Annotated in this window: 23 protein-coding genes, 1 riboswitch and 1 other annotated feature; of the genes, 19 read left to right on the plus strand and 4 right to left on the minus strand. The window is 41.0% G+C overall.

What is annotated here, in order from left to right; translation table 11 throughout:
- The first annotated feature begins 93 nt into the window (after positions 1 to 93).
- Together JNO66_RS16225 and JNO66_RS16230 are read left to right on the plus strand one after the other, a co-directional pair.
- Positions 94 to 750 (plus strand): hypothetical protein, encoded by a 657-nt coding sequence (locus JNO66_RS16225; RefSeq protein ID WP_203089876.1) that lies wholly within the window; start codon positions 94 to 96, stop codon positions 748 to 750.
- A 323-nt stretch (positions 751 to 1,073) separates the two neighbouring features.
- Positions 1,074 to 1,300, plus strand: a binding site (T-box leader).
- Between the two features lie 42 nt (positions 1,301 to 1,342).
- A complete protein-coding gene (locus tag JNO66_RS16230) occupies positions 1,343 to 3,985 on the plus strand; it encodes a valine--tRNA ligase (protein WP_203089888.1) in 2,643 nt (880 codons plus the stop codon).
- 402 nt (positions 3,986 to 4,387) lie between these two features.
- Here JNO66_RS16230 and JNO66_RS16235 read toward each other — a convergent pair whose 3' ends face one another.
- Entirely contained in the window at positions 4,388 to 5,623 is a 1,236-nt protein-coding gene (locus JNO66_RS16235) for an IS110 family RNA-guided transposase (protein WP_246483324.1), read from the minus strand.
- Between the two features lie 310 nt (positions 5,624 to 5,933).
- On the opposite strand from JNO66_RS16235, the gene JNO66_RS16240 reads away from it, so the two are divergent.
- Entirely contained in the window at positions 5,934 to 6,101 is a 168-nt protein-coding gene (locus tag JNO66_RS16240) for a hypothetical protein (RefSeq protein WP_203089894.1), read from the plus strand.
- A gap of 120 nt (positions 6,102 to 6,221) precedes the next feature.
- A complete protein-coding gene (locus tag JNO66_RS16245; protein WP_203089896.1) occupies positions 6,222 to 7,547 on the plus strand; it encodes a bifunctional folylpolyglutamate synthase/dihydrofolate synthase in 1,326 nt (441 codons plus the stop codon).
- A 51-nt stretch (positions 7,548 to 7,598) separates the two neighbouring features.
- On the opposite strand, the gene JNO66_RS16250 is transcribed toward JNO66_RS16245, so the two are convergent.
- The 3 genes from JNO66_RS16250 to JNO66_RS16260 are packed head-to-tail and all read right to left on the minus strand — an operon-like array spanning position 7,599 to position 10,011.
- Positions 7,599 to 9,236 (minus strand): prepilin-type N-terminal cleavage/methylation domain-containing protein, encoded by a 1,638-nt coding sequence (locus tag JNO66_RS16250; RefSeq protein ID WP_203089898.1) that lies wholly within the window; start codon positions 9,234 to 9,236, stop codon positions 7,599 to 7,601.
- Positions 9,227 to 9,649 carry a hypothetical protein gene (locus JNO66_RS16255; protein ID WP_203089900.1) on the minus strand — a complete coding sequence of 141 codons (423 nt, stop codon included), beginning with the start codon at positions 9,647 to 9,649 and terminating at the stop codon, positions 9,227 to 9,229. Before JNO66_RS16255 ends, JNO66_RS16250 begins: the two co-directional genes overlap by 10 nt.
- A complete protein-coding gene (locus tag JNO66_RS16260) occupies positions 9,646 to 10,011 on the minus strand; it encodes a type IV pilus modification PilV family protein (RefSeq protein ID WP_203089902.1) in 366 nt (121 codons plus the stop codon). The genes JNO66_RS16255 and JNO66_RS16260 overlap by 4 nt, the downstream gene beginning before the upstream one ends.
- Positions 10,012 to 10,188: 177 nt before the next feature.
- Here JNO66_RS16260 and JNO66_RS16265 point away from each other — a divergent pair, with 177 nt between their 5' ends.
- From JNO66_RS16265 to JNO66_RS16335, 15 genes are all read left to right on the plus strand, one after another.
- Positions 10,189 to 10,635, plus strand: a complete 447-nt coding sequence (locus tag JNO66_RS16265) for a hypothetical protein (protein WP_210340913.1) — start codon at positions 10,189 to 10,191, stop codon at positions 10,633 to 10,635.
- Between the two features lie 10 nt (positions 10,636 to 10,645).
- On the plus strand, positions 10,646 to 12,004 hold the full coding sequence (locus JNO66_RS16270; RefSeq protein WP_203089906.1) for a VanW family protein: 1,359 nt from the start codon (positions 10,646 to 10,648) through the stop codon (positions 12,002 to 12,004).
- Entirely contained in the window at positions 11,994 to 13,652 is a 1,659-nt protein-coding gene (locus JNO66_RS16275) for a GspE/PulE family protein (protein ID WP_203089908.1), read from the plus strand. The genes JNO66_RS16270 and JNO66_RS16275 overlap by 11 nt, the downstream gene beginning before the upstream one ends.
- 15 nt (positions 13,653 to 13,667) lie before the next feature.
- Entirely contained in the window at positions 13,668 to 14,708 is a 1,041-nt protein-coding gene (locus JNO66_RS16280; protein WP_203089911.1) for a type IV pilus twitching motility protein PilT, read from the plus strand.
- A complete protein-coding gene (locus JNO66_RS16285) occupies positions 14,708 to 15,916 on the plus strand; it encodes a type II secretion system F family protein (protein WP_203089914.1) in 1,209 nt (402 codons plus the stop codon). The genes JNO66_RS16280 and JNO66_RS16285 overlap by 1 nt, the downstream gene beginning before the upstream one ends.
- A gap of 74 nt (positions 15,917 to 15,990) precedes the next feature.
- Positions 15,991 to 16,074: riboswitch (cyclic di-GMP riboswitch) on the plus strand.
- 71 nt (positions 16,075 to 16,145) lie between these two features.
- Complete coding sequence (locus JNO66_RS16290) at positions 16,146 to 16,589, plus strand: type II secretion system protein (protein WP_203089917.1); 444 nt, start codon at positions 16,146 to 16,148, stop codon at positions 16,587 to 16,589.
- A 305-nt stretch (positions 16,590 to 16,894) separates the two neighbouring features.
- Positions 16,895 to 17,662, plus strand: coding sequence for a prepilin peptidase (locus JNO66_RS16295; protein WP_203089920.1), 768 nt, complete (start codon positions 16,895 to 16,897; stop codon positions 17,660 to 17,662).
- Between the two features lie 37 nt (positions 17,663 to 17,699).
- On the plus strand, positions 17,700 to 18,671 hold the full coding sequence (gene pilM, locus JNO66_RS16300; protein ID WP_203089923.1) for a type IV pilus biogenesis protein PilM: 972 nt from the start codon (positions 17,700 to 17,702) through the stop codon (positions 18,669 to 18,671).
- Positions 18,671 to 19,291 carry a hypothetical protein gene (locus tag JNO66_RS16305; protein ID WP_203089926.1) on the plus strand — a complete coding sequence of 207 codons (621 nt, stop codon included), beginning with the start codon at positions 18,671 to 18,673 and terminating at the stop codon, positions 19,289 to 19,291. The genes pilM and JNO66_RS16305 overlap by 1 nt, the downstream gene beginning before the upstream one ends.
- 8 nt (positions 19,292 to 19,299) lie before the next feature.
- Positions 19,300 to 20,085 (plus strand): hypothetical protein, encoded by a 786-nt coding sequence (locus JNO66_RS16310; protein WP_210340914.1) that lies wholly within the window; start codon positions 19,300 to 19,302, stop codon positions 20,083 to 20,085.
- A 101-nt stretch (positions 20,086 to 20,186) separates the two neighbouring features.
- Entirely contained in the window at positions 20,187 to 21,224 is a 1,038-nt protein-coding gene (locus JNO66_RS16315) for an SPOR domain-containing protein (protein ID WP_203089931.1), read from the plus strand.
- Positions 21,225 to 21,297: 73 nt separating this feature from the next.
- Positions 21,298 to 23,262 carry an alpha/beta hydrolase family protein gene (locus JNO66_RS16320; protein ID WP_203089934.1) on the plus strand — a complete coding sequence of 655 codons (1,965 nt, stop codon included), beginning with the start codon at positions 21,298 to 21,300 and terminating at the stop codon, positions 23,260 to 23,262.
- 143 nt (positions 23,263 to 23,405) lie between these two features.
- A complete protein-coding gene (locus JNO66_RS16325) occupies positions 23,406 to 23,978 on the plus strand; it encodes a Maf family protein (protein WP_203089937.1) in 573 nt (190 codons plus the stop codon).
- A 62-nt stretch (positions 23,979 to 24,040) separates the two neighbouring features.
- Positions 24,041 to 24,724 (plus strand): RadC family protein, encoded by a 684-nt coding sequence (radC, locus tag JNO66_RS16330; protein WP_203089940.1) that lies wholly within the window; start codon positions 24,041 to 24,043, stop codon positions 24,722 to 24,724.
- A gap of 155 nt (positions 24,725 to 24,879) precedes the next feature.
- On the plus strand, positions 24,880 to 25,920 hold the full coding sequence (locus tag JNO66_RS16335; RefSeq protein WP_203089943.1) for a rod shape-determining protein: 1,041 nt from the start codon (positions 24,880 to 24,882) through the stop codon (positions 25,918 to 25,920).
- Position 25,921: the final 1 nt, after the last annotated feature.

Genomic DNA, 25,921 nt, shown 5'->3' on the forward strand with positions numbered 1-25,921 from the left:
CTCTTGCAGAAATAAACTCATTTCCTTATACTGTATTTATTATCATCGATTTGAGATACATTGAGTTGATCTGGTTGATTGGAGGTGCTGAAAATGGAAGATGGGCAGAATAAAGAACATATGCAAGATGCGTCGCTTCTCCACAATATGAAAGAGTATCTTCAATCAAAAGGGTTGTCTGCTAAAACGTGCGACCAGCTGCTTCTTACCTTTAAGGAGCAGCTGGCTTTAGATAAGGATGAAACTAAAATACACGGAGAGTACGATTCTCCAATGGATTTAGAACGCCAAATGGTGATGCTGCAACGTATGACCTGGCGTCACATATTATTGTCCATGGTTGGAAAAGGATTTTTGATTGTTAGTGTCTTTTTCTTATTGCAGGCAGCGGTTCATTTCATGAGCATGGCCAGTTACGGAAATAGTGGAGCCACCTTAACACATGCTTCCGTAGTACCACTTCTTATTTTTGCTGTATTTGGTTATGGCGGATTAGCCATCTTAACATACATTACAATCTATCGCCCCTCCATTGGACGCCCTCTACTTTGGACAATTGTTGGTTGGGTGAGTGTAGCTCTGGGTACAGGATTGTGTATGGCGAGTATGTCCTTGTGGGACGATATCTTAATGTTTCCGATTACAACAACAAATAGTTTAATCTTAGCTGTTGGTTGTTATGCCATGTATAGATGGACAGCTTTGCCTTCAAAAAAGCTTCAACGAAATCGAACAGTAGAATACAATTAGGACGATCAATAAAATAAAATCGATCGTAGTTGGAAAGAGAAGCAATCGTATGGCTTGAAAACAAATGATTGGCAGCAAACATTGATAGCAGATAGCCTTACAGTAAGACCATATGCCCCATTTTTTTGGCGGTGGACAATAGGGAGGTCTCTTATACCCACGACGTAGCAACCCAATCTCCCCTTTCGATAAAACGATTATGTTTACATACTATGCATCTCCATTCATTGTGCAATAACTCGTGATTAGAAGTGCAGAAATTAGGCTATGCTGATATTGACGAAAGACATAGAAACAGGATAGAATAGACTATATTCTAAAATAGACATGCAGAGATCGGGAAGAGTATACGTAACCCCTCACAGAAAGAGAAATCCTTAGGCTGGAAGATTTCTTAGGTAGGTTAAGTAGAAGGTCGCCCGTGAGCAGCCTTGCTGAACGTAAGTAGGTGAGGACGGGTGCTGGCCGTTAACAGATTGAGTGTGCATAAAGTAGAGAAGATCTGCCTTTGTGCAAACAAAGGTGGTACCGCGAACTCTTCGTCCTTTGAGATGAAGGGTTTTTTTGTATGAAAAAAAGGAGGCTTATCACGATGGCAGAACAAAAGAAGGAAATGCCAACAAAGTACAACCCAAAAGAAACCGAAGCAAAATGGTATGACTATTGGGTAAAAGGAAAGTTTTTCGAAGCAACTGGAGATGAAAGCAAGACGCCTTACTCAATCGTGATTCCACCTCCAAATGTAACTGGAAAACTTCACCTTGGTCATGCTTGGGATGCAACATTACAAGATATCCTTGCTCGTACAAAGCGAATGCAAGGCTTTGATACATTATGGTTGCCGGGAATGGACCATGCGGGAATTGCAACACAAGCAAAAGTAGAAGCGAAGCTAAAAGAAGAAGGACTTTCTCGGTATGATTTAGGTAGAGAAGCCTTTGTTGAAAAGTCTTGGGAATGGAAAGAGGAATATGCTCAGTTTATCCGTGATCAGTGGTCGAAAATTGGGATTTCCGTTGACTACTCCCGTGAACGCTTTACGTTGGATGAAGGGTTATCCAAAGCCGTTAACGAGGTATTTGTTAAGCTTTACAATAAAGGTTTAATCTATCGTGGAGAATACATTATTAACTGGGATCCTGCTACAAAAACGGCTTTATCTGATATTGAGGTAATCCACGAAGATGTTACAGGTGCGTTCTATCATATGAATTACCCGTTAACAGATGGCAGTGGATCAATTGAGGTCGCAACAACTAGACCGGAAACGATGCTTGGAGATACGGCCGTAGCTGTTCACCCTAAAGATGAGCGCTATGCACACCTTATTGGCAAGACCGTTACATTACCAATCGTTGGACGCGAGATTCCAATCGTTGCCGATGACTATGTAGATATGGAATTTGGTTCAGGTGCCGTTAAGATTACCCCAGCACATGATCCGAATGACTTCGAGATCGGGAATCGCCATAATCTTGAACGTATCCTTGTGATGAATGAAGACGGATCAATGAACGAAAATGCAGCAACGTATCAAGGGTTAGATCGCTTTGATTGCCGTAAACAAATTGTCTCTGATCTACAAGAACAAGGGATTCTCTTTAAAATTGAAGAACATGTACATTCTGTTGGTCACTCAGAACGAAGCGGTGCCGTTGTAGAGCCTTATTTATCTACTCAATGGTTCGTAAACATGCAACCATTAGCGGATGCAGCAGTTGCTCTTCAGAAGACGGATGACAAAGTAAACTTTGTTCCAGATCGTTTTGAAAAAACCTATCTTCGTTGGATGGATAATATTCGTGACTGGTGTATTTCTCGTCAGCTTTGGTGGGGTCACCGGATTCCAGCTTGGTATCATAATGAAACGGGGGAAATCTATGTTGGCCACGAAGCGCCTGAAGATGCTGAGAATTGGACTCAAGATGAGGATGTTCTTGATACGTGGTTTAGTTCTGCACTATGGCCGTTTTCTACAATGGGCTGGCCTGATGAGGAAGCGATTGACTTTAAACGTTTCTACCCAACCAGTGCGCTCGTAACAGGATACGATATTATCTTTTTCTGGGTCGCTCGTATGATCTTCCAAGGAATTGAATTTACTGGTGAGCGTCCATTTAACGATGTGTTAATCCACGGGTTGATTCGTGCAGAGGATGGCCGTAAGATGAGTAAATCACTTGGTAATGGAGTCGATCCTCATGATGTTATTGACAAATATGGTGCAGATGCCCTGCGTTTCTTCTTAACAACCGGAAGTTCCCCGGGAAATGATTTGCGCTTTTACTGGGAAAAAGTCGAAGCAACATGGAATTTTGGTAATAAGATCTGGAATGCCTCCCGTTTCGCGTTAATGAATATGGAAGATATGGGATATGATGACATCGATCTGAGCGGAGAGAAAACGGTTGCTGATAAATGGATCCTTACTCGACTTCAAGATACGATTAAGGAAGTTACTCGTCTAATTGATAAATATGAGTTTGGTGAAGTAGGAAGATTGTTATACAACTTCATCTGGGATGATCTGTGTGATTGGTACATTGAAATGGCTAAGCTTTCTCTATACGGAGAAGACGAAGCAGCGAAGCAAACCACTCGTTCCGTTCTTGCTTATGTATTAGATCAAACAATGAGAATGTTGCACCCAATTATGCCGTTTATCACGGAAGAAATTTGGCAGCACCTTCCGCACAAAGGTGAATCCATTACGGTTGCTGACTGGCCAATTGTTCATTCGGAATTTATTTATGAGGAATCACTTGAAGATATGAATCAGCTAAAAGAAGTGATTCGTTCGGTTCGTACGATTCGTTCTGAACTAAATGTTCCTATGAGCAAACAAATCGAGTTATTGGTTCGCCCGGCTAACGAGAAGAGTTTGGCTCAATTAGAAAGAGGTCAGGCGTTTATTGAAAAGTTCTGTAACCCAAGTAAGCTTGAGATTTCAACAAGCATTGAAGCACCAGAAAAATCAATGTCACAAGTGTTAAGTGGGGTTGAGCTTTTCTTACCACTTGCTGGTTTATTGAATATTGAAGAAGAAGTAGCTCGTCTTGAAAAAGAGCTAACTCGTTTAACAAAAGAAGTTGAACGTGTAGACAAAAAGCTAAGCAATGAAGGCTTTGTAGCGAAAGCACCAGCAAAAGTAATTGAAGAAGAAAAGAAAAAACAAGCTGACTACTCTGAACAACGTAAAACAGTAGAAGCTCGTATTGCAGAGTTAAAAGCATAAGAGCTTGAGAGGCTGAGACAAACTAAAAAATCAATTAAAAAATGGCGAATGATTCTACGATTGAATCATTCGCCATTCATGTTTTTTGGATTATTTAGTAAGACGAGCGGAAGGAGAACCCGAGACTCCAACGGAACAGAACGCGGTAAAGACACTGTAGCGGCGCTTTTACCGCGGAAGGGGCTGAGGCCGTTCCCGTGGAAAGCGAGGGATTCTCCTGTAGCGGATGAAATGCTGTGTTCGTGTTTTGCCATTCGCATTAATGTTATATCCCAGCCTCTTTCCTACGTTTAGTCAATAGGTTTTAAGAAAATATGTTGAAGATGTTACTGTAAATGTAGGCATAGAAAATAAACCTCATTCTTGTCTATTTTTAAATGAGGTTCCTATGATATACTCTAGTTATTGGTCCATTGAGACCGCGTGCGAGTAATCGTACTTTGTATGGTTCCAGGCCATGGAATACATACACTTTATGAGCTTGTTCATACAAGCGACAACGGCAACCTTGTCCTTCTTGGGGGTAGGTTGCTTTTTTAGTTTGTAATAATAATCGACAATATGGTTAGGAGCTGCTTTCTGTTGGCGAATCATATTCCGAATGATGATGTATAAAATCTTCCTCCCTTTAGGGTTTCCGCGTTCATTGATATGATCCTGTCCATGATATTTACCAGATTGATACCTCCGTATATCAATTCCCACAAAAGCGTTCACTTTTTTGTGATTGGAGAAGCGGGACAGATCACCAAGTTCCCCCATCACAAGAGCTGCACTAATCTCTCCAATACCAGGTACGCTAAGAAATAATTCAAACTCAGGAAGATTTTTGGCTTCCTCGATCAGTTCTTTAGCTACGCGCTCTTTTTCTTCTAAAAGATGAAGAAGCTGACGCGCATAGTACCGTACCTTTTGAGTTTGAACACTTTCTGGAGGGACAGATGGGTAAGAAGAGTGAGCGTAGCTCATAATCTCTACCGCTTTCTGTTTTGCGCGATTCTGTGAAATGTTCTTTGACGTATGAAGGATCAGCTGATTTTTGATTTTGGTTATACTCGAGTCCAAAACAAGATCTGGATGAGGAAAAAGTTCCATCAAACTTAATGCGTAGGGAGTGACTCTACTTGAGAAAAACTGTTCAAGCTCTGGGAAACTCAACTGGAGCGCATTGTGGAGATACATACGCATCCGTTTAATTTCCTCTTCAATCTCTTGATAAAAACGTGAGAAGTCTCTAAGGTTTTGATAGATGGCGGATTGCGTTCGCTTCTCCTCTCTTCTGTGAAGGGAATGAGACTGAGCTAATAAGTGGGCATCGTGTTTGTCGGTTTTCCAACTTCTAAGTGTCCCTAGCTCAAGTTGTTTTTTCGCTTCTAACGGATTCAAGATACAGTAACGTAAGGCATTCCTTTGGCAAAACGACTCCACTGGTTTAGAATAAATCCCTGTGGCTTCAAAGACAACCGTCACACTCCCTGGAAGGGTCTGAATGTGATCGAATAGCTGTTGAAAACCTAGTTGATTATGAGAAATTTCTTCTTCGTACAAACATCTTTGGTCTTGATAAATGACCGAGTAACTTTTCCCCATTGATACATCTAAAGCGACTACAAACTCCATCATTTTTCCTCTTTTCATTTAACATTGAGAGGTCTTCACTTATTCATTCCGATTCTAATTTCCTCTACACGAGCTCAGTGGCCCCAACATACTTAAACCTGATTCAGCAATGAAAGTGAAGAAGCTCGGTTTTTTATACGGATTCTAGATCCCTGAGACTTTGGTCGAGCTTTCTTTCACCTCTCACTATACGCCTAAACGAAAAATAGTGGGTAAGATTCATCCGTCGATGATCTTACCCACTAATCTTAGTATGTTTTTATTTTAGAGGTATGTAGTCCTCCTATGAGGAATAGTCTTCATTAAATACAGAACATGGAGGAGCGTTATGCGTACCATCATTGCTTGGTTGACTCTACTATTGATTGGAACCACTATATTTGTTTATCTTTTAACATCAGTAACAGGAGATATCACAACTTCCTTGCTTATTGGAGTCCTTGTCCATACGTCCATCTTACTGGCCATCAAAGTGGATAAAAGACAAAAAGGTTGATCATCCTAACAAAATGATTATCGAACAATATGTTTCTACCTCTTTAGACATATTGAATTTCGCATCGGTTCCTCGCTATAATATAGACAGTAGACAGGGATACAGAGTGGGAGAGTGAACATGAATACAAGAGAAGAGACCATTAATTGGATTCACAGTCTGTTACCTTTTGGAATTAAACCAGGATTAAAACGAATGGACTGGATGCTGGAGCGATTAGGAAATCCAGAATCTAAATTAAATATGATTCATGTAGCCGGAACAAATGGAAAAGGGTCCACGGTTAGTTTTATGCGTCATATGCTTGAAGCAAACGGGTACCAGGTTGGAACATTTACATCCCCATATATGGAATGCTTTGAAGAACGCATATCGATGAATGGGAATCCAATATCTGAAGATGATTTGATCGCTGCTGCGAATAAAGTTCGACCACTTGTCGAAGAATTGGCGCAAACAGAGCTTGAATCACCAACAGAATTTGAGGTCATCACAGCTATCATGTTTGAGCATTTTGCCAATGAAGCAAAGCCGGACATTGTACTTGTTGAAGTGGGCCTCGGGGGAAGACTTGATTCAACGAATGTGATTAAACCTCTTTTATCAATCATTACATCTATTGGTCATGACCATATGCACATCCTTGGGTCAACGATAGAAGAAATTGCTGCTGAAAAAGCCGGTATCATTAAGAAAGGCATTCCCGTGCTTTCAGCGGTCTCAAACCTAGACGCACTAGCTGTTTTAAAAGAAACGGCCATTGAGCGAGATACATCATTTTTTCAGCTTGGTGAAGACTTTTACAAGATGGAAATCAAGGTTAATCAGAATGGACAAAGCTTTACATTCGATTCACCCCTTGGTAGACTGACTCATTTAAAAACAACAATGAGGGGCGAACATCAGCTTGAAAACGCGAGTGTGGCCCTAATGGCCATGTTTTATCTTAGAGAGCACACCCATTATCACATCTCAGATGAAGCGTGCAAAAAAGGATTAGCTGATACCAATTGGCCAGGCAGATTTGAACAGCTTTCAGACCAACCACTTGTGATCGCCGATGGCGCACATAACGAAGAAGGCATGAAGGCATTAGCCACAACACTAGCAAACCATTATCCAACCTATAACATTCACATGCTAGCAGGAATGACAAAAGAGAAAGACGTCAAAAAACTGCTCGCACCATTTAATCATACGAATATACACATTACATGGACAAGCTTCGACTTCTTTAGAGCAGCCGAACCAAAAGAGTTACTTGAACAGACGCCAGAGGGGATACCGGCTTCGGTGAACGAGGACTGGAAGGATGCGCTGGAAGAGTTGATGAGTAACTGGAGTAAGGATGAGATTATATTACTTACGGGTTCTCTGTATTTTATTTCGGAGGTACGGGGGTATTTGAAGAGTGGAAGTAATATGGGCTTAATAGTTAACCAGTAATATAAAACGCCAAAGACTTTTAGTCTTGGCGTTTTATATTTATTAAGAATACTAATATGATGGAAACGAAGGAAAAGTAATCTTGCTAACTATGTTAGAATCTGTGGCTAGTAGTATATTTCTATCATTGTTATGACCATCAATTCTTGATCCATTTAAATTTCCTGTGTATGTAAGAGTTTGATTTGTCTTGAAGTATCCTCCTTCAATATTCCACTTACTTTCTGGGAAATAAATTGAACCTTGTATAAAGGAGTTTTCATGGATATCTATTTTTACTGCTGAATTGATATGAATATTGTTCTCTACATAAAAATTTTTGCTAGCTATTATAGTATCATTCCTATCTGTTTGAATGGTACCCTTCACATAAATTGAGCTTTTACTTGTTAACTTAGTTGATTGCCCATTTTTAATATTACCTTTCACTACAATATCACCATTACTTGAAATCACTGTATCTTTTTGAACGTTTAGATCTTTGCCTACGTAAAATAGTCCTGCAACATTGTGTTTATAGCTCTGCCCAAAATCTGCATTTCCTTTAATGATAAAATCTTTTTTTATATCTATAGTAGTACCTCCACTGTAAGAAAATGAAATATTTCCATCTACAATTAAGTCTCCTAAAACTTCCATTTTTATTTTTTGAAACAACAATGCATTTCCTTTTATTAATACATCACCTTCTGTTGATAAAATATTATTAGTTGATAAGATCTCCAAGTTGTTCTCTAACTCAATATTACCATTGACATTTAAAATATTGTCATTCTTTAATTTAGCTTCTCCTCCTGATAAATTTCTTCCAACATTAATTGTACTATTATTACTAGAGGTAACATCTAAAGATTTAAAATCTGTTAAGTTATGTGCAACCTTTAAAGAACTACTATTACCTATATTAATATTCTCTTTAATATTGAGGGAACCATTTTTAATAATAAGTTCTCCATGATTAAGTACGTTTAAATTTTTTGTTTTAGGTAATGAAAGGTTTCCATTATTTAGTGTTAGCGTTGCTCTATACTCGAAATTAATAGTTATTGTATAGATTCTAAGGTTACCACCTGTTAAATCAACGCTCTTTTGGTTTTTAAAAGTTAGAACTCCAGTTGAGGTATTACATGACAAATTTCCTGCTTTTTCTGCTTCGCCAATTTGAGGATAACTATCATAAGTGAAAGGTTGACCTGGTAAACATATCACGTCGTAATATAAATCTTCTGTGGGTGCATTTAGTTCTGTTTTGATTTCTGTTCCTCTAGTCGCAAGCACCACAGGCTCCTCTAAATCCTCAATTTCTAACGTAATTCCTTTTCCCTCTTGAATAGTCATTTTCTGAATTCCTTCTATTTGTGTCTGACCATCATTAGAATCAGAATTCAGGAGACCATTTGCTAACTGATATTTACTTGTACGATTATCTGCATCAACAATCTCGAAATTGTTGTTATCTGCACCTTTTTTTATATCTGTCGCCGATTGCACAGCCTTTGTGAGCTCCAACAACCCTACCTGCATATCTTGTCGATCCTGAGATTCTCCTTGGACTTTGCTAGTTAATACGGAGCTTTGCATGAGGGCTGCCATACCAATTCCAAGAACAATAAGGAGTATCGCAACACTAGCTAAAACTTCTATGAGTGTAAGACCTTTTTCATTTTTTAACCGATCTTTTATTCCCATGAGCTCACCTTCAATTCAAGAGGGGATGTTTTTGTCACGTCTAAAGTGACAGTTGTTGTATGTGATTGTTCACCGCTTGCCGTGCTAGTTAATGTGATGTTTTTTTCGGTCATTGAACACTTGAGCACTAGATCATAGCCATTCATCTTTTTAGAAGAAACCTTCTCAGCTGAACAGCTTTTCTTCTGGATATCAATAAGCTCCGCCGGTTTGTGTTCGATCACACTGAGTAATGTTTCAGCACCCGCTTCTGCTGCATACTTCGCCTGGATCGATTCAGTTACCGTTTGGCTTTTGCTAATTTCATTAAAAAGAAAGCCGAGCAAGCCAAGTCCGACTAATGTTCCAACAACGATAATCCCAAGAACCACGGGAAGTGCTGCTCCTTTTTGGTTTTGAATGAAAGGTCTCATCGTGCACTTACCGCCTTTGGAATGTTTAGTTCGGTTTCCAGTAGAACCGGTTCTGGAAGTAGATTTGAGTAATCAACCTTAACCGTTACATGACATAACTGATTCTCTGCTCGGATCGAACGAGTTATGGTGAATCCGTCTTTTGAACTAGTATTCTTCTTGCAGAAATCTGGTGCTTTATTCAAACGCATACCTTCTATTTCAGACTGCGCGACGAGTGTAGCCTCCATCACAATCTGGTTTCGTTCATTTGCTTTTAATCCGTTCATTAGCATCGTTGCAAAACCAATGGCAAAGATTGATAGGATGACCATTGAAGCAAGCAACTCTATTAAAGTTAAACCCTTTTCATTTCGACTCATATCACCGACTCCTGTCGTGAAAAAATATTCCTAATCATATGTATCCAAAACTTTTACTTTATTATACAATAAGTCTGATCTACCTGTATCTAAATAATTATGAAGATCAATAGATAATCTTATTTTATAGTCTAAAAAGGCTGGTGAATGTGTATGGTTTATACACTCTCTTTTTTTATGGGAGCAATTCTTGTTATTAGTTTAGTATTTTTACTTTTAAAAACGCTTCAACTTTCAATGAAATTAAAATTCATGATGATTGGAGCTTCTGTAGGGATCGCTTTGGCGGCATCCGCATCCTATCTATTGTTTCCCTTATCCTTAACGCTGCTTCTATCAATCGTTATGCTGGTTCTGGCTAGTTTGATACTTGCGGCACGTCTTGAGCGAGAACAAGATCAGCCAACGTTCGAATGGGTGTTTCCTCAAAGTGAATCTGCTTTTGCAGAAATAGCGGTAACAGAAGAACTGAACGATGTAGTAACTAAGTCCATTGTTCCAGTTGCAAACGAAGAGGAGTCTGAGCCTGTTCTTATACGAAAACAAGCGTTAACAGAAGTAGAAGTAGATGAATCTGAAGAATTAATGACGGGTCGCCGCAGACGAATTCAAATAGAGGAGTAATGAATAACAGATGAAATCATTTTTAAAAATGGGCCTAGTCGTGTCGCTTATGACTTGTTTGTTCGTAGCAAGCTTGTTTGTTGGTCGGTTTATAGATATGAGAGCTTTGGCAAATGAATATCAAGCGGGAACGAGGATTGCAGGAGTGGAGGTAGGTGGTCTCTCACCAGATGAGGCACAAGTCGAGCTTCTTAAACAAATGGATGAGAGAAGAGCTAGTCAGACGATCTCGTTACATTTGTATGATTCAAAGGTTGTACTCCCTGTTGAAGCACTACAATTACCTGTGTCTGATTTAGCAATAGACATGCCTGAAACTGTGGAAGAGGATGCTACCATTGACATTACGATGTTAACAGAGGCAATTGGCCAGATTGAATCTGCTGAATTACAGGGCTTGGTGGAAATTCCTATGTTAAAGGAAGAGATTGAGCGTCAAGTAAACGAGCAGCAGAATACACCAGTATCTATTCATCTCGCTCCATACATTGATGGGGTAGCGGAAGAGCAAACGGTACTTGCTAATGTGTACAAGCCATATTTGGAATCAACTCTCTTACAGCAATGGGCTAATGCATTAGATGGCTATGTTCTTGAACCAAGACAAACTTTTTCCTTAAAAGACGCACTTTCTGAGATGAACCAGGTAGTGGTTGGCGGAGAAAGCCTTGATTTGTTTGCGTCAGCTGTGTATCAAGTGATGGCAAAATCTAATCTTGAACTAATTGAGCATCACAGTCCAAGCAAGTTGCCCTATGCTACGGATATTGGATTTAGTGCGTCGGTAAATGAAGATCATCGTGATTTGATTTTTTATAATCCAAATTACGCACCATTAGAACTACATACCATCTTCTCAAATGACGGGCTCATTGTTGAGCTTCTAGGAACACCCTATCTACATGAATATGAGCTCGTTATTGAAGATCAAGAAACGATTCAACCTCGGCTTGAGATTCAATACTCAAAGAAGCGTCGAGCTGGAGATTCACAGCTTATTGAAAACGGGAAACAAGGCTTTGCAGCAACATTATATCGCAAGGAAGTTGGAGCCAATCAAGTAGAAGTAGAAACGCTTCTCCTCGCTAGAGACTATGTAGCGGCTAGGCCCGATATCGAAGAGCGAAGTGTGTACGCTGTACCAGAACCTGAACCAGAGCCACTTATAGATCAGGATCTACAACCTGTCATTATTGATTTACCAGAAGGACAAGTCACACCTAATGTGATAGAGAACCCTCAGGAAAGTTCTCCTGATGCGAATAACGCTTTACAGACTCAACCGTCACAAGCAGAAGAACCACAGGAAGATGAGGCTGTAAAAGGTGAATCTGAACCAACTGATGAGGAGCAGAAAGATGAGAGTTAAAAAGAAAATTGGTGACTTATTAGTTGAGGCTGGTTACTTAAGCAGCGATCAGGTTCAATTGGCCCTACAGGAAAAACGCTCAGGCCAACGTCTGGGTGATGCGCTTCTTGAGAGAGATTTAATAACGGAGCATGAACTCATTAAAGCGTTGGAGACTCAGCTAGGAATCAAGCATGTGAACTTATATCGTACAGCCGTCGATACACAAGTGTTAAAACTAATTCCAGAAGAGTTAGCCCGAAAATATACGTTAATTCCAATTGAAAAGCAAGAGGACCTTCTGCAGGTAGCAATGGCTGATCCCCTTGATTATTTCGCCATTGATGACTTGCAAATGATCACTGGGTTCCAAGTGGAGCCTCAGATTGCCGTTCGAGCTGAAGTAATGGAAGCGATCGAACGCTACTATCAAATCAATGATTCGTTAATTGAAGACGCGACAGCAAAAACAGAAACGGTATCTAAAGAAGAGCCTGTTATAGAGGATACGGATGCTCCGATTATCAAATTAGTGGATCAGTTGCTGCAGCATGGATTAAACCAACGTGCCAGTGATATACATATTGACCCGCTAGAAAAAACATTTATGGTGCGTTACCGGATAGATGGCATGCTAAGAACAGAGCGTACGTACTCATCTTCCATTTTAAGTGCGCTAACCGCTCGGATTAAGATTATGGGTGAATTAAATATTACGGAAAACCGGTTGCCACAGGATGGTCGAATTAAAGTGTTAGTTGGCTCAGAGCATGTGGACATGAGAATTTCTACATTACCGACAATCTTTGGTGAAAAAATTGTGATCCGGTTGCTAGCTGGCTTAAGTGAACGCACGGATTTAAGTTCTCTAGGGTTGAATCAAGTTCATGAGAAAATGTTTCGGTTAATGCTCGAGAACCCATCTGGTCTAATTTTATTAACGGGGCCAACGGGTTCTGGAAAAACATCTACGTTATATGCGGGCTTGCATCATTTAAATACGGATCAAGTAAATATTGTGACGGTAGAAGATCCGGTGGAGTACCATATTAACGGCATTAATCAGGTGCAGGTGAACAGCCAGGTTGGACTTACCTTTGCAAAAGGGCTTCGAGCCATTCTACGACAAGATCCAAATATCGTCATGATTGGTGAAATTCGTGATACTGAAACAGCAGAAATTGCAGTTCGTGCTTCTCTGACAGGACATTTGGTTTTAAGTACACTTCATACAAATAGTGCCATTGCAGCGATTCCGCGGTTAACAGAAATGGGGATTGAGCCTTATTTAGTCGCTTCGGGTTTATCAGGTGTAGTTGGTCAACGTCTTGTACGCAGAATTTGTCCTACTTGCAGACAAGCCCATACCCCAAATGAATTGGAACGTGAACAATTTGAGAAGCGTGGTATGACTGTCACTCAGCTTCACCGAGGTGAGGGCTGTAGTCATTGCGGTGACACAGGCTATTCAGGAAGGATCGCTATTCATGAAATGCTAATCATCGATGAAACAATCAGGCAGCTTTTAATGAACAAGGAAACCATTCAAAACATTCACGACTACGCGACAAGTAACGGAATGATTTTCTTATTAGACGATGGGTTATTAAAGGTGAAACAAGGCTTAACAACCTTAGAAGAAGTGCTTCACGTAACACTACATCATTAAGAGGAGGGTAACGAAGTGAAAGAAAAACTTGAAACGTTACTTTCAACTGCTTTTACGAAAGGCGCTTCTGATATTCATTTAACCGTCGGTACAGCACCTATTTTTCGGATAAATGGAGAGCTTGCTCCAGATGGTGAGGAAAAGCTCACTCCAGATGATACGAGACAAATGGCTGAAGCAATCATCCCTCAAGATTTGATGAGTGAATTTGAGAAAAAGGGAGAGCTGGATTTCTCCTTTGGTATTCCTAGAGTGTCTCGGTTTCGAATTAACGCTTATTTTCAACGTTCTTGTATAGGTATGGCTATACGAGTGATTCCAACTACAATTCCTAAGCTGGACGAGCTGAACATGCCGCCAATTTTAAAAGAAATTGTGCAGCAACCTCAAGGGTTAGTTTTAGTGACAGGTCCAACAGGAAGTGGGAAATCAACTACACTTGCAGCCATGATTGATCAAGTGAATCGAACCGAAGCCAAGCACATCATTACACTTGAGGACCCGATTGAATATTTGCATCGTCATCAGATGTCTGTTGTGAATCAACGTGAGGTGGGGTTTGATACAAAGAACTTTGCGAATGGATTAAAGGGATGTTTGAGGCAAGATCCTGATATCATTCTTGTAGGTGAAATGCGCGATCTTGAAACGATTTCAACGGCGATTACTGCTGCAGAGACCGGGCATCTTGTCCTTGGGACATTGCATACAACAGATGCTCCTTCAACCATTGACCGGATCATTGATGTGTTCCCACCAGCGCAGCAGGCTCAGGTTCGTATTCAGCTTGCTTCAGTGTTGCATGCGGTTATATCCCAGCGTTTATTTAGAACAGCAGATCATAAAGGGCGCCGAGCAGCCACTGAGATTTTGATTAATAATTCAGCAGTGAAAAATCTTATTCGAAATGAAAAGATTCATCAGATCCAAAATGTGATTCAAACAAGCAGGGCTGAAGGAATGATGACGATGGATACGTCAATGACAGAGCTTGTAAAGCAAGAAGTGCTAAGCCCTGAGGTTCTATCAATTTATTCAAAGGGGAATGTAAGTTAATGGCGACCTTTTCGTACACTGGAAGAGACCCTTTTGGAAAGCCGGTAAAAGGCAAAACACAAGCAAATGATGAAGCTGCGGCGATCGAGCTTCTTAAAGAAAAACGAATTTCAGTCACAGCCATTGAAGAACTACAGCAAGGCTTGTACCAAGATATTCAAATTCTGAAACCAAAAGTGAAATCAAAGGATTTTGTCTTGTTTCTTAGGCAGTTCTCAACTTTACTTAAAGCGGGTGTCCCCGTTATTGAAACGATACATGTATTAAAAAAGCAAACATCAAGTAAGCCACTACAAGCCGCACTAACACTCGTGGAAGAAGATGTAAGGGCGGGTAAATCATTATCAACAGCTTCAGCCAAACAAGGAGACCTTTTCCCTCCTTTATTTGTGAATATGGTAAAGGCCGGTGAAGCAGGCGGACGATTAGACGATATCCTTGATCGACTAGCAAGCTACTATGAGAAGCAACATCGCTTAAGACAAAAGGTGTTAGCTACATTAACATATCCACTTTTTGTAGGTGTTGTAGCGATAGCTATTATTATCTTTTTACTCGTCTTTGTTGTCCCAACCTTTGCTAGTATGTTTGCAAGCTTTGGCGGTGATCTGCCTGCGATTACTAAATTTGTGATGGCCGCTGGTGACTTTGCGCTCATCTTTTGGTGGACCGTTCCGTTACTTGCAGTACTAGCCGTTTTAGGCTGGAAGGCAGGACGTAGGAATCCAAAAACTCGTATGCTACTTGATACAGTGTTATTGCGCTTACCTGTGTTTGGCGGGTTGCTACAAAAGTCAGAGCTTGCGCGAGTCACACAAACACTCGGCGCCTTATTTCAAAGCTCTGTTCCCGTACTTCAAGCATTAACGATTGTTGAGAAGGTGGCAGAGAACCAAGTTATTGCACAAGTGATAAAGGAAGCAAGAAAATCGCTACAGGCAGGTAATACACTTTCTGCACCACTGGAAGCTCATTGGGCCTTCCCACCTCTTGTGACACAAATGATTAGCGTAGGTGAAAAATCAGGGTCACTTGACGCCATGCTTGAAAAAGCAGCTGAATTCTATGAAGCAGAGGTAGAAGCAGCAACCGATCAAATTAAAGCTTTAATAGAACCAACCATGATCATCCTATTGGCAGGGATAGTAGGAACGATTGTCCTAGCCATTATGGTTCCTATGTTTAAAATATTTACAACTATAGGGTAAAAAAGTACTAGACAAATAGATTGAGATAGGATAATCTAGGATTATCAAATAAACAACAAATACCAACACTTACATACAACTCGGAAAGCGTTGAAAATCTATCTGTATCTGGGCACTTGGATAGATTGGAGCTACTAGTGCAACCGGCCGGCATCGTCTTATTGGACATGCAAGGTCGGTTTTTTGTTGTTTATAAAACAAAACCTAACTAAAGTGGAGGCGGACAAAAATGAAAGCATTACTACAAAAGCATTTGAAAAACCAGAAAGGCCTAACTCTTATTGAGTTACTAGCAGTAGTCGTTATCCTAGGGATCATTGCTGCGATTGCGATTCCGAGTATTGGTGGAATTATCGATAACACAAGAAAAGACGCGCATATTGCGAATGCAGAGCAAATGGTGAATGCAGTGAAAACAGCTAAGGCATCGAACCTTGGAGGTAATTCAAAGACAGAATTTACTTTGAAAGAATTAGTAGACGATAATTTGATTGAAAATCCAGATGCGCCAGGAACAGATGGAAAATACAACGGAACCGCAAGTAAAGTTGTTATTAATGGGTCCAATTATAATGTGACATTAGTATCAGACAAAACAAATATTAACAACAAAACTATTGCAGAATTAAGAGACAAGGGAAGATCATTAGTAAACCTACCAGAAGGACAGTAAATTTTAAGTTTTTATTTAATCTGACGAACGATCCCCGGATCGTTCGTCGTTTACGTTCCGCGTCATCTAGCGTAAGGAGGACCGTAGACTCCTGCGGAAAAACTCGTGTCTGAAGACTCAGGAGTGGTGAACTTCCACGGATGAGGCTGAGGCCGTGTGCGCAGGTGCGGAGAATCCTCCTGGAGCGGCGATATAGCTCAAATTAAATTTCTCTTACCCAATTGAACTTCCAATAAAAAACAGATATTCTTATAGGTACAAGGTTTCATGAAATTAAGACTAATTCTATCAATTGAGGTGAATGCATGATCGATGGCATCGTTGTGGCGTATTTAGCGCTTGTTGGCTTAGTGTTTGGGTCTTTTTATAATGTGGTAGGGCTCCGGGTGCCTGTTGGAGAGTCGGTGGTTACGCCTCGCTCTCATTGCACAAAGTGTGATCGGACGCTTGAAGCGCGTGAGCTGATTCCAGTGCTATCGTTCCTGATACAACGTGGGTCATGCCGGACATGCGATACAAAAATCTCATTTCTATATCCAACTACTGAATTGATTACTGGCTTTTTATTTGCTTTTTCCTTCTATTGGTTTGGTTGGACGGCAGAAACGATTGTGGCTTTGTTTTTTGTTTCAATGCTTGCGATTATCTTTGTTAGTGATATGCGTTATATGTTGATTCCAGATAAGATCTTGCTCTTTTTTGCAGTTCCGCTTGTTGTTGTGCGTTTATTTTTTGCACCGCTTTCGGTGTGGTGGGATCCGTTTGCTGGTGCCGCCATAGGCTTTTCGCTTCTTCTTTTAATAGCAGTTGTCAGTCGAGGTGGAATGGGTGGTGGCGACATTAAATTATTCGCGGTACTTGGGCTTGTTCTTGGCTGGAAGCTGGTTCTTCTTACGTTATTTTTAGCTTCAACGTATGGAGCCATTGTAGGACTTGTTGCAAAACGAATGAACAAGGTTACACGCGGTCAACCCATTCCATTTGGACCGTTTATAGCAGCAGGCGCCATAACGGCTTACTTCTTTGGAATCGACTTAATCCAGTGGTATACCGAACGATTTATGATGTGGTAATCGATTTTGATATTAAATAGATATAGGAGAATCGGGTATGGGGATATTTAGTGGTAGAAAACAACAGAGGCATGCACTTGTGTTTAAGGACCATGTGATTCGTTACGTCGGAAGTAAACGGGCCGATTTAAAAACAATTCAAACGTTTGGAGAGGTATACCTTCCCCCAGGTCTTATTCACCGTGGCAAGATGGTTGATAAAGAAGGCGTTAAACGCATTTTAGAGTCACAGCTGGGTGAGTGGGAATGTAAGAAAAATAGTCTCGTTCAATTGTGTGTTCCTGATAGTCAACTTCTTATCCGCCGCCATGAAGTAGCGGCAACCGTACCCGATGAGGAAATCAAAGGACAGCTATACATAGATGCAGGTGATACGCTTGTTCTGCCTTTTGAAGATCCTTTATTTGATTATCAAAAACTGAGTGAAAATGACGAAACAAAAGAACTGCTTTTATATGTCTCAAAAGAAAAAGTGATGAATGAGTATGTTCAGTTAATCGAGCAAATGGGATGGCAGCCGAATGCTGCAGATTTAACAACAGCCTGTAGCTACCGACTGTTCACTGAACAAGGTCTTTTAGATGATCATCCTGTAACAATTTCGGTTCAATTTGACGTATCTCTTGTAAATATTACGATCCTAGCTAGTGGCAAACCGCTTTTCTCTCGTACTTGGCCTCTATCATACGACGAGGAACGATGGGAGATTCGGAATAATGAGCTTCGATGGATGCTTGATGCGGAAGCTCTTAAAGCAGAGATCCAGACCGTTTTAATAGAGGTGGAAAAGGTCATTAGTTTCTATCAATACTCTGTGTTAAAAGGTGAGATAACGATTGAAAAGATGTTAGTTAGCGGTGACATGGTTGCTATGAATGTGATTGTTGAGGAATGTGCATTGTTCTTTCAGTCCATGAAGGTGATCTCACAGCTTGAATTTACTGACACCTATGTACCAGCAAGGTATTATGATGCACTTGGTTTAATGCTTAGAAAAGAGGTCCGCTAATGCAACAGCCTCAAGAAATTAATCTTTTACCAGAGCGATATAAACGAGATGTGACGCCTATCGTGATGGGGATTGGCACAATCATTCTTATCCTTATTGCCGTGTTTGCTTTTCTTTTCTACTACAGTAAACTCGAACGCGAACGAACAGATGCGGTTAACGAAGTTGCAGAACTTCAACTGCAGAAAGTAGAACTAGAGGCTGAGGCTGGAACGCTTGCGACTGATCTGTCACCTGAACAAGAACTACAGGATGCGATTTCTCAACTTGAAACCTATCGTGTAGAGACCTCTGCTTTTACTGAGGAACTTATTCGACTCCTGCCTGAGCGCGGTTTTTTTGTTCGCTACTTTTACCAACGAGACGGTTTGCTAGAACTTTCGGTCAGCTTTGATCAAATGCAGGAAGCGGCCCAATATTATCACGAACTATCTCAAAGTCCGTACGTTGACGCGGTTCGAATGGGTGAGATTGGTACGGAGGCAGTTGCAGAGCAAACTGGCGAGGAAGAAGAGGCTGGTAGCGACAATGCCCGCATCCTACCTCGTTACGAGGCGACCTACGAGTTAGCCTTAAATTTGCAAGAAGTCAATGAGGGTGAGGAGGTGGAGCAACCGTGAGAATCTATATGACAAAAAGAAGGTGGGTCGTCCTTTCAATCATTATAGGACTCGTTTTTATTGGTTGCTTCTTCAGCTATTGGCAGTTTTTAAAACCAGCCCAAGCGAACCTACTACAAGCTCAAAATGATGTAGCAGTTGCTCAAATCGAGCTTGAAGCAGCTCAAAATCAAGAACTTATCAAAGCAGATGACGTCCCTGTTTTGCCAAGTGCCGTCTTACAACAGAAACTGCCGGTTGTCCCTCTTGAAGACGATGTGATTTTTGCTCTCTCTCAAGCAGAAGCGATTGCTGACGTCCAGATTGAGCAAGTAAGCTATCAAGGAAATCAGAGCTTCCCACAATCCAACAGAGTCATTACGTTTAATGAGGTAGAGGAGTCAACGGACGAAGAAATGACTATTGAGCTTGAACCTGGAGAAGAGGAAGTGGAACCTGAGGTAGCAGAGCCTGTAGTAGACCCTGACCTCATGATAGATTGGACCATTCCTAATGTAGAACCCATTCAAGCATTGGTTCAAGTGCGTACAACGGAATACGAAGGAATTGCTACATTTGTTCAAGAATTAGAACACTATTCACGGATCTTATCTGTTGATTCCATTTCATATGATAGTTTTAAAGAAATGCAGGATGCGGGGATAGAAGAAGAGGTGGAAACGGAGAGTTTTGATTTTTATCTGATGGTGTCTTCCTTTTATTATCCGAGCTTAGAGGAGTCTATGGGACAAACGGCTCCCTACCGTACGTATCCTGATCGTTCTGAGAAAATCAATCCACTATATCCAAGATAATAGGAAAAAGAAGCTTCCAGCTGGAACGCTTCTTTTTTTGGTTCTATGAATCTACTTCCTGTCATATCTATTAGGTAAAGAAAGCAGAAGGAGTTGCTGTGATGGAAGAGAAGAAGAAGTCCATTTCCTTTCAGTTTTCAAAAGACGGGACAAGGACAGATTTAGCGGACAAGCATAAACCCCAACAAAAAAAGAAAAAGCCTGAAACAGAGTGGGTGTTTCCAGAACCAGATCACGTAATGGAAAAGAATCAACTCGCTCCTCCTCCTAAAGAAGAGAACCGTGAGATTTTTCTTTGGGACGAAACGAAGACAGCTGAATCGACAAAAAAGAAACCTACGATAAAAAAACAAAGCTTTACTTCGATTTATCAAAAAGGCAAGGCGCTTCCTTGGGCACTTGTAGCGGCTGTCGCTTCAGCCATACTGATCGGAATAAGCTTAGGGTTTGTAACGCTCACCTTTACAAATGGGGATACCACTAATCATACAGCTGGCGAAGCAGTAGAAGTGTCAACGACTCCAGCTGCACCGGAGAGCGCGTCAGATACTCAACCATCTGAAACGGAATTATATGTGATTCAGGGTGGTGCTTTTTCAACTAGTGAGGCAAGTAAACAAGTATCAGAAACGTTTAAACAGGATGGATACCCGGTAACAATCGAATCTGGAGGAGATACAGAGCTTTTATACATTGCTGCGGCTGGCACAAAGGAAGAAGCCATTCAATTAGTTGATTTGTATAAAGAAGCAGGGCATGATGCATTTGTTAAGAAATATGAAGTTCCCACACCGTCGGGCGAGCAAACAGAGGTCATGAAATGGTTTGATCAAGCGGGAGCCTATTTAGCTGAAGTCGCGGAGGCATCTGCTAAGAATTTAGGAGAAACGCCATTTGAAGAAGCGGAAATGGCAACATTAACACAGCACTTAACACAGCTTGAGAATCAACGTGATGCGATGATGGAATCAGCACCGGATGAAGTAAAGGCTTCTGCACAAACTGTAATGGCCAAGCTTGCTGAATCAAGTCAACTTCTCCAAGCTGAAACAAAAGATAATTGGAAGGTTCAACAGCTCATTTTAGAAGCGATGCCAATTTATAAAAAAAGTTTGGAAGATTTACGTGCAAACGAGTAATTGATTTTTGTCGAAAGAGAAAGAACCTGTTATTCTAGTAGTGTGAACATTTTGAGAAAAAGGACGTGTTGGAATGAGTAAACGAGTCATCACACCTGAAGATCTTCTTCAACTGCGCAGTGTGACGTCACCTGCGCTTTCTTCTAATGGTGAGCAATTGGTCTATGTAGAAACGACCTTACATAATGAGAAAAATTCTTATGCAGCAGAGCTAATGAAAACATCTCTAACTGATCCGCATTCGACTGTACAATTAACGCAAGGTGAACATGTGAATCGGTTGCCGCAATGGTCACCGAAGGAAGAGATTCTTGCATTTATTTCTAACCGTACAGGCACACCACAGTTATTCTTACTAAGTGGCTGGGGCGAGCCAAAGCAGCTCACTGAAGAGAAAAAGGGAGTAACTGATTTTAAGTGGTCTCCTGATGGAACACAGATTGCGTATACGAGTGTTCAGCTTCCGGAAGACGAGAAGGAAGACAAAGAGGACAAGCAGCTTGAACCGTTAGTTGTGAATAAAATGAAATATAAATCGGATGCAAGTGGATTTTGGCAAGGTGAATACACGCATGTGTTTACGGTTGATATTCACTCACATAAGCATTCCCAGTTAACAAGTGGCGAGATGTCCTACACTCTACTTGATTGGATGAGTGATAGCCAGCAAGTTTTGGTTACGACTGTAAATCAAAAGGATACAGACTTTGTTTTTACAAATGACTTACTGATTCTTTCGGTTGAAACAAAGGAACAGGTTCAATTAACAGATCAAACACATGTCATTAGTGAAGCGAGTGTTTCTCCTGATGGAGCTTACATTGCCATGCGTGCTCACGAACGAGCGTATGAGAATGCGACTCACTTTGAGATTTATTTGTTGGAACTTGCAACAACGACATGGACCAAGCTAACAGCAGATTGGGATGTTCAACTAGGACCCGTTGTAGCCGCAGATTTCTTGCAGAACACAGTGGATCCTGGTCTCGTTTGGAGTCAAGATAGCAAGTCAATCTCATTACTTGTTTCTTCAAATGGGAATGTCGACGTGTATCAAGTAAGTGTAGATGGTACAAGAGAAGCTCTTTTAACGGGAGATCAGCATGTGTATGGCTTCGCACTACATCCAGATGGGCAAACGCTGGTAGCAGGAATCAGTACATCTGGTCATCCTGGAGACTTATACCTTACGAAGGTGAAAACAAATGAGGTCACAAGACTTACAACAAGTAATGATTCAGTGCTTGATGAGCTCGAAGTGGTACAAGCAGAGGAAATTCGTTTTGCACATGAGGAAGGTCATGAGCTTCAAGGGTGGTTAATGAAACCAGCTGGCTTTAGTGAAGGGGAATCCTACCCATTAATCGTTGAAATTCATGGAGGTCCACATGCGATGTATGCAAACAGCTACATGCATGAATTTCAAACGTTAACATCCCGCGGATTTGCCGTATTGTATATCAATCCAAGAGGAAGCTTAGGCTATGGTCAGGAATTTGTGAATGCTGTACGCGGAGATTATGGCGGTGGAGATTATCGCGATATTATGGCAGCTGTTGATTACACACTTGAACAGAATCCTTGGATTGATGAGACGCGTCTTGGTGTTACAGGTGGAAGCTATGGTGGCTTTATGACAAACTGGATTGTCGGTCACACGAATCGGTTTAAAGCCGCTGTAACTCAGCGTTCGATCTGTAACTGGACAAGTTTTTACGGTGTAAGTGACATCGGTTATTACTTTACAGAGTGGCAAATCCAAGCGGACTTAAATGAGACTGATAAGCTTTGGAAGCACTCTCCACTGGCTTATGTTAATCAAATTGAGACGCCATTACTCATTTTACATGGTGAAAAAGATTACCGTTGTCCTATTGAGCAAGCTGAGCAACTATACATCGCTCTTAAGCGTCGTGAGAAAACAACAACATTTATTCGCTTTCCGGAGGCCAACCATGAGCTTTCAAGAAGTGGAAAACCTAGTTTACGCTTAAGACGACTAGAAGCCATTGGGCAGTGGTTTGATCAGTATTTATAAGAAAAAAAGGGGAGTCCACAGTGACTCTCTTTTTTCTTTTTGTTTCATTTTTCTGAATATAGATTGTTCATTCAATAAGAGTTTGGTATTCTAATAAGAAGCCTGTACAATATAGGAAAAAAGATTGTAGAGGTGTTCCCTTCATGAAACCACTTATTTTAGCCTCAAGCTCCCCAAGACGTAAAGAATTACTTCAGCAAATAGGTTTTCAATTTAGTATTCGAACAAGTGAAACGGACGAACGACTTGAGCCAGACTGGACGCCACAAGACGCGGTCTTACATCTGTCTAAAAAGAAAGCAGAAGCTGTATTCTCGTTGCATCCAGATGCAGTCGTTATTGGTGCGGATACCATCGTTGTGATTGATGATGTCATCCTTGGAAAGCCCTCAAATCGTCAATCAGCGAAACGCATGCTTTCTCAGTTATCTGGAACCAATCATCAAGTATTAACAGGTGTTACCATTATTTCCGACACACATAACACATCCTTTTTTACTCAAACCGATGTCTATATGTATGATCTAACGGATCAAGAGATTGAACAATACATCGATTCTGGAGAACCTTTTGACAAAGCGGGCTCATACGGAATTCAAGGGCTAGGAGCAATATTAATAAAAGAAATTAAAGGTGATTATTACTCCGTTATGGGACTACCCATTGCCGAAACAGCAAGAAGACTTCAACCTTTCTCCATTTACCCAAAGCTTTAAAGAACGTGAAATGAACACATGTTTCCCCTCAAATCCGTGCATGTTAGAAAGGAGAACGTTAATTGACACTCCTCATTCGAGATGTCCCCGTAACAGAAAGACCCCGTGAACGTTTGCTTCAAGTAGGAGCTAGTGTATTAACAAATCAAGAAATCATCGCCATTTTGCTGCGCACAGGCTCTAAAAAGGATTCTGTCATAGACCTTGCAGGTAAGGTATTGTCAACCTTTGACGGGCTCGATTTATTAAAAGAAGCGACCATCGAGGAGCTTTGTTCAATTGATGGAATTGGATTGGCTAAGGCTGTAGAACTGAGTGCAGCCATGGAGCTTGGTAGACGGATCCATACCTTGCAAACGAAGGAGCGGTATGTGATCCGCTCACCAGAAGATGTCTCTTCTCTTGTGATGGAGGATATGCGCTTTTTAAAGCAGGAGCATTTTGTCTGCTTGTATTTAAATACAAAAAACCAGGTCATTTTTCGCCATACGGTTTTCATAGGTAGCTTAAACGCAAGTATTGTTCATCCAAGAGAGGTATTTAAAGAAGCACTTAGGCGTTCCTCAGCCTCTATCATATGTCTGCATAATCATCCGAGTGGTGATCCAAGCCCTAGCCGGGAAGATATTGATGTGACAAAACGGCTCTACGAAGCTGGGCGCGTATTAGGCATTGAATTACTTGACCACATTATTATAGGAGATCGCACATTTATCAGTTTAAAGGAGCAAGGCCATGTAGGATAAGGGCCGATTGTGTAAAGAGTACAGTAAACAAGTGGGTTGATCCGAGTATAAAGGCTTATATTCTTTCTTGGGGTAAGATTAGGCTATTTTTTTCCTTTGTTATTCGATATAATAAAGGTTATGATTTCGGATCTGTCATGAAGGGAGATACATAGATGTTTGGTGGGTTTTCAAGAGATATTGGAATTGACTTAGGAACAGCGAATACGCTTGTATATACAAAAGGAAAAGGGATCGTTTTGCGAGAGCCATCGGTTGTTGCATTGCGTACAGATACAAATTCAATCGAAGCGGTTGGAAATGATGCAAAGAATATGATTGGACGCACACCAGGAAATATTGTTGCGATTCGTCCGATGAGGGATGGCGTCATTGCTGACTTTGATACAACAGCTACCATGCTTAAATATTTCATTCGTCAAGCACAGAAAAATCGTTCTGTGTTTACTCGTAAGCCATCGGTTATGGTATGTGTACCGAGTGGAATTACTGCAGTTGAAAAGCGTGCAGTGGAAGATGCGACAAAACAAGCTGGTGCAAAGGAAGCTTATACATTAGAAGAGCCGTTTGCTGCTGCAATCGGTGCGGACCTGCCTGTATGGGAACCAACCGGAAGTATGGTGGTTGATATTGGTGGTGGAACAACCGAGGTAGCGATTATTTCCCTTGGTGGAATTGTGACAAGTCAATCCATTCGTGTAGCTGGTGACGAAATGGACGATGCCATCATTCAATACGTGAAAAAAACGTATAGTCTGATGATTGGAGAGCGGACAGCAGAGACCTTAAAGCTTGAGATTGGTTCTGCTAATTCTCCTGAAGAAGCGATTGATATGGACATTCGTGGTCGTGATCTTGTATCAGGCTTACCGAAAACCATTACAGTGACTGGTGAAGAGATTTCAAAAGCATTAGCAGATACGGTTTCAACCATTGTTGAATCTGTGAAAAATACGTTAGAACAATCACCACCAGAGCTTGCGGCAGACATTATGGACCGCGGCATTGTGATGACCGGTGGTGGAGCATTGCTACGTAATTTGGATCGCGTATTAAGCGATGAAACGAATATGCCAGTGATCGTTGCAGAAGATCCACTTGATTGTGTAGCAATTGGAACAGGGCGCGCTTTAGAGAATTTACATTTGTTTCGTTCAAAAGCGGGTATAACGTCTCGTTCTGATCGGAAATCGTAAG

It is taken from the genome of Alkalicoccobacillus gibsonii, from assembly GCF_016798245.1.
Lineage (GTDB): Bacteria > Bacillota > Bacilli > Bacillales > Bacillaceae_D > Alkalicoccobacillus > Alkalicoccobacillus gibsonii.

Excerpts from the sequence above, each read along its gene's own strand:
- JNO66_RS16235 (WP_246483324.1), bottom strand. The coding sequence starts at position 5,623 with ATGAAAAGAGGAAAAATGATGGAGTTTGTAGTCGCTTTAGATGTATCA.
- JNO66_RS16225 (WP_203089876.1), top strand. The coding sequence starts at position 94 with ATGGAAGATGGGCAGAATAAAGAACATATGCAAGATGCGTCGCTTCTC.
- JNO66_RS16250 (WP_203089898.1), bottom strand. The coding sequence starts at position 9,236 with ATGGGAATAAAAGATCGGTTAAAAAATGAAAAAGGTCTTACACTCATA.
- JNO66_RS16290 (WP_203089917.1), top strand. The coding sequence starts at position 16,146 with ATGAAAGCATTACTACAAAAGCATTTGAAAAACCAGAAAGGCCTAACT.
- JNO66_RS16230 (WP_203089888.1), top strand. The coding sequence starts at position 1,343 with ATGGCAGAACAAAAGAAGGAAATGCCAACAAAGTACAACCCAAAAGAA.
- JNO66_RS16325 (WP_203089937.1), top strand. The coding sequence starts at position 23,406 with ATGAAACCACTTATTTTAGCCTCAAGCTCCCCAAGACGTAAAGAATTA.
- JNO66_RS16295 (WP_203089920.1), top strand. The coding sequence starts at position 16,895 with ATGATCGATGGCATCGTTGTGGCGTATTTAGCGCTTGTTGGCTTAGTG.
- JNO66_RS16275 (WP_203089908.1), top strand. The coding sequence starts at position 11,994 with ATGAGAGTTAAAAAGAAAATTGGTGACTTATTAGTTGAGGCTGGTTAC.
- JNO66_RS16270 (WP_203089906.1), top strand. The coding sequence starts at position 10,646 with ATGAAATCATTTTTAAAAATGGGCCTAGTCGTGTCGCTTATGACTTGT.
- JNO66_RS16260 (WP_203089902.1), bottom strand. The coding sequence starts at position 10,011 with ATGAGTCGAAATGAAAAGGGTTTAACTTTAATAGAGTTGCTTGCTTCA.
- JNO66_RS16305 (WP_203089926.1), top strand. The coding sequence starts at position 18,671 with ATGCAACAGCCTCAAGAAATTAATCTTTTACCAGAGCGATATAAACGA.
- pilM (WP_203089923.1), top strand. The coding sequence starts at position 17,700 with ATGGGGATATTTAGTGGTAGAAAACAACAGAGGCATGCACTTGTGTTT.
- JNO66_RS16245 (WP_203089896.1), top strand. The coding sequence starts at position 6,222 with ATGAATACAAGAGAAGAGACCATTAATTGGATTCACAGTCTGTTACCT.
- JNO66_RS16265 (WP_210340913.1), top strand. The coding sequence starts at position 10,189 with ATGGGAGCAATTCTTGTTATTAGTTTAGTATTTTTACTTTTAAAAACG.
- JNO66_RS16310 (WP_210340914.1), top strand. The coding sequence starts at position 19,300 with ATGACAAAAAGAAGGTGGGTCGTCCTTTCAATCATTATAGGACTCGTT.
- JNO66_RS16240 (WP_203089894.1), top strand. The coding sequence starts at position 5,934 with ATGCGTACCATCATTGCTTGGTTGACTCTACTATTGATTGGAACCACT.
- JNO66_RS16255 (WP_203089900.1), bottom strand. The coding sequence starts at position 9,649 with ATGAGACCTTTCATTCAAAACCAAAAAGGAGCAGCACTTCCCGTGGTT.
- JNO66_RS16285 (WP_203089914.1), top strand. The coding sequence starts at position 14,708 with ATGGCGACCTTTTCGTACACTGGAAGAGACCCTTTTGGAAAGCCGGTA.
- JNO66_RS16335 (WP_203089943.1), top strand. The coding sequence starts at position 24,880 with ATGTTTGGTGGGTTTTCAAGAGATATTGGAATTGACTTAGGAACAGCG.
- JNO66_RS16315 (WP_203089931.1), top strand. The coding sequence starts at position 20,187 with ATGGAAGAGAAGAAGAAGTCCATTTCCTTTCAGTTTTCAAAAGACGGG.
- JNO66_RS16320 (WP_203089934.1), top strand. The coding sequence starts at position 21,298 with ATGAGTAAACGAGTCATCACACCTGAAGATCTTCTTCAACTGCGCAGT.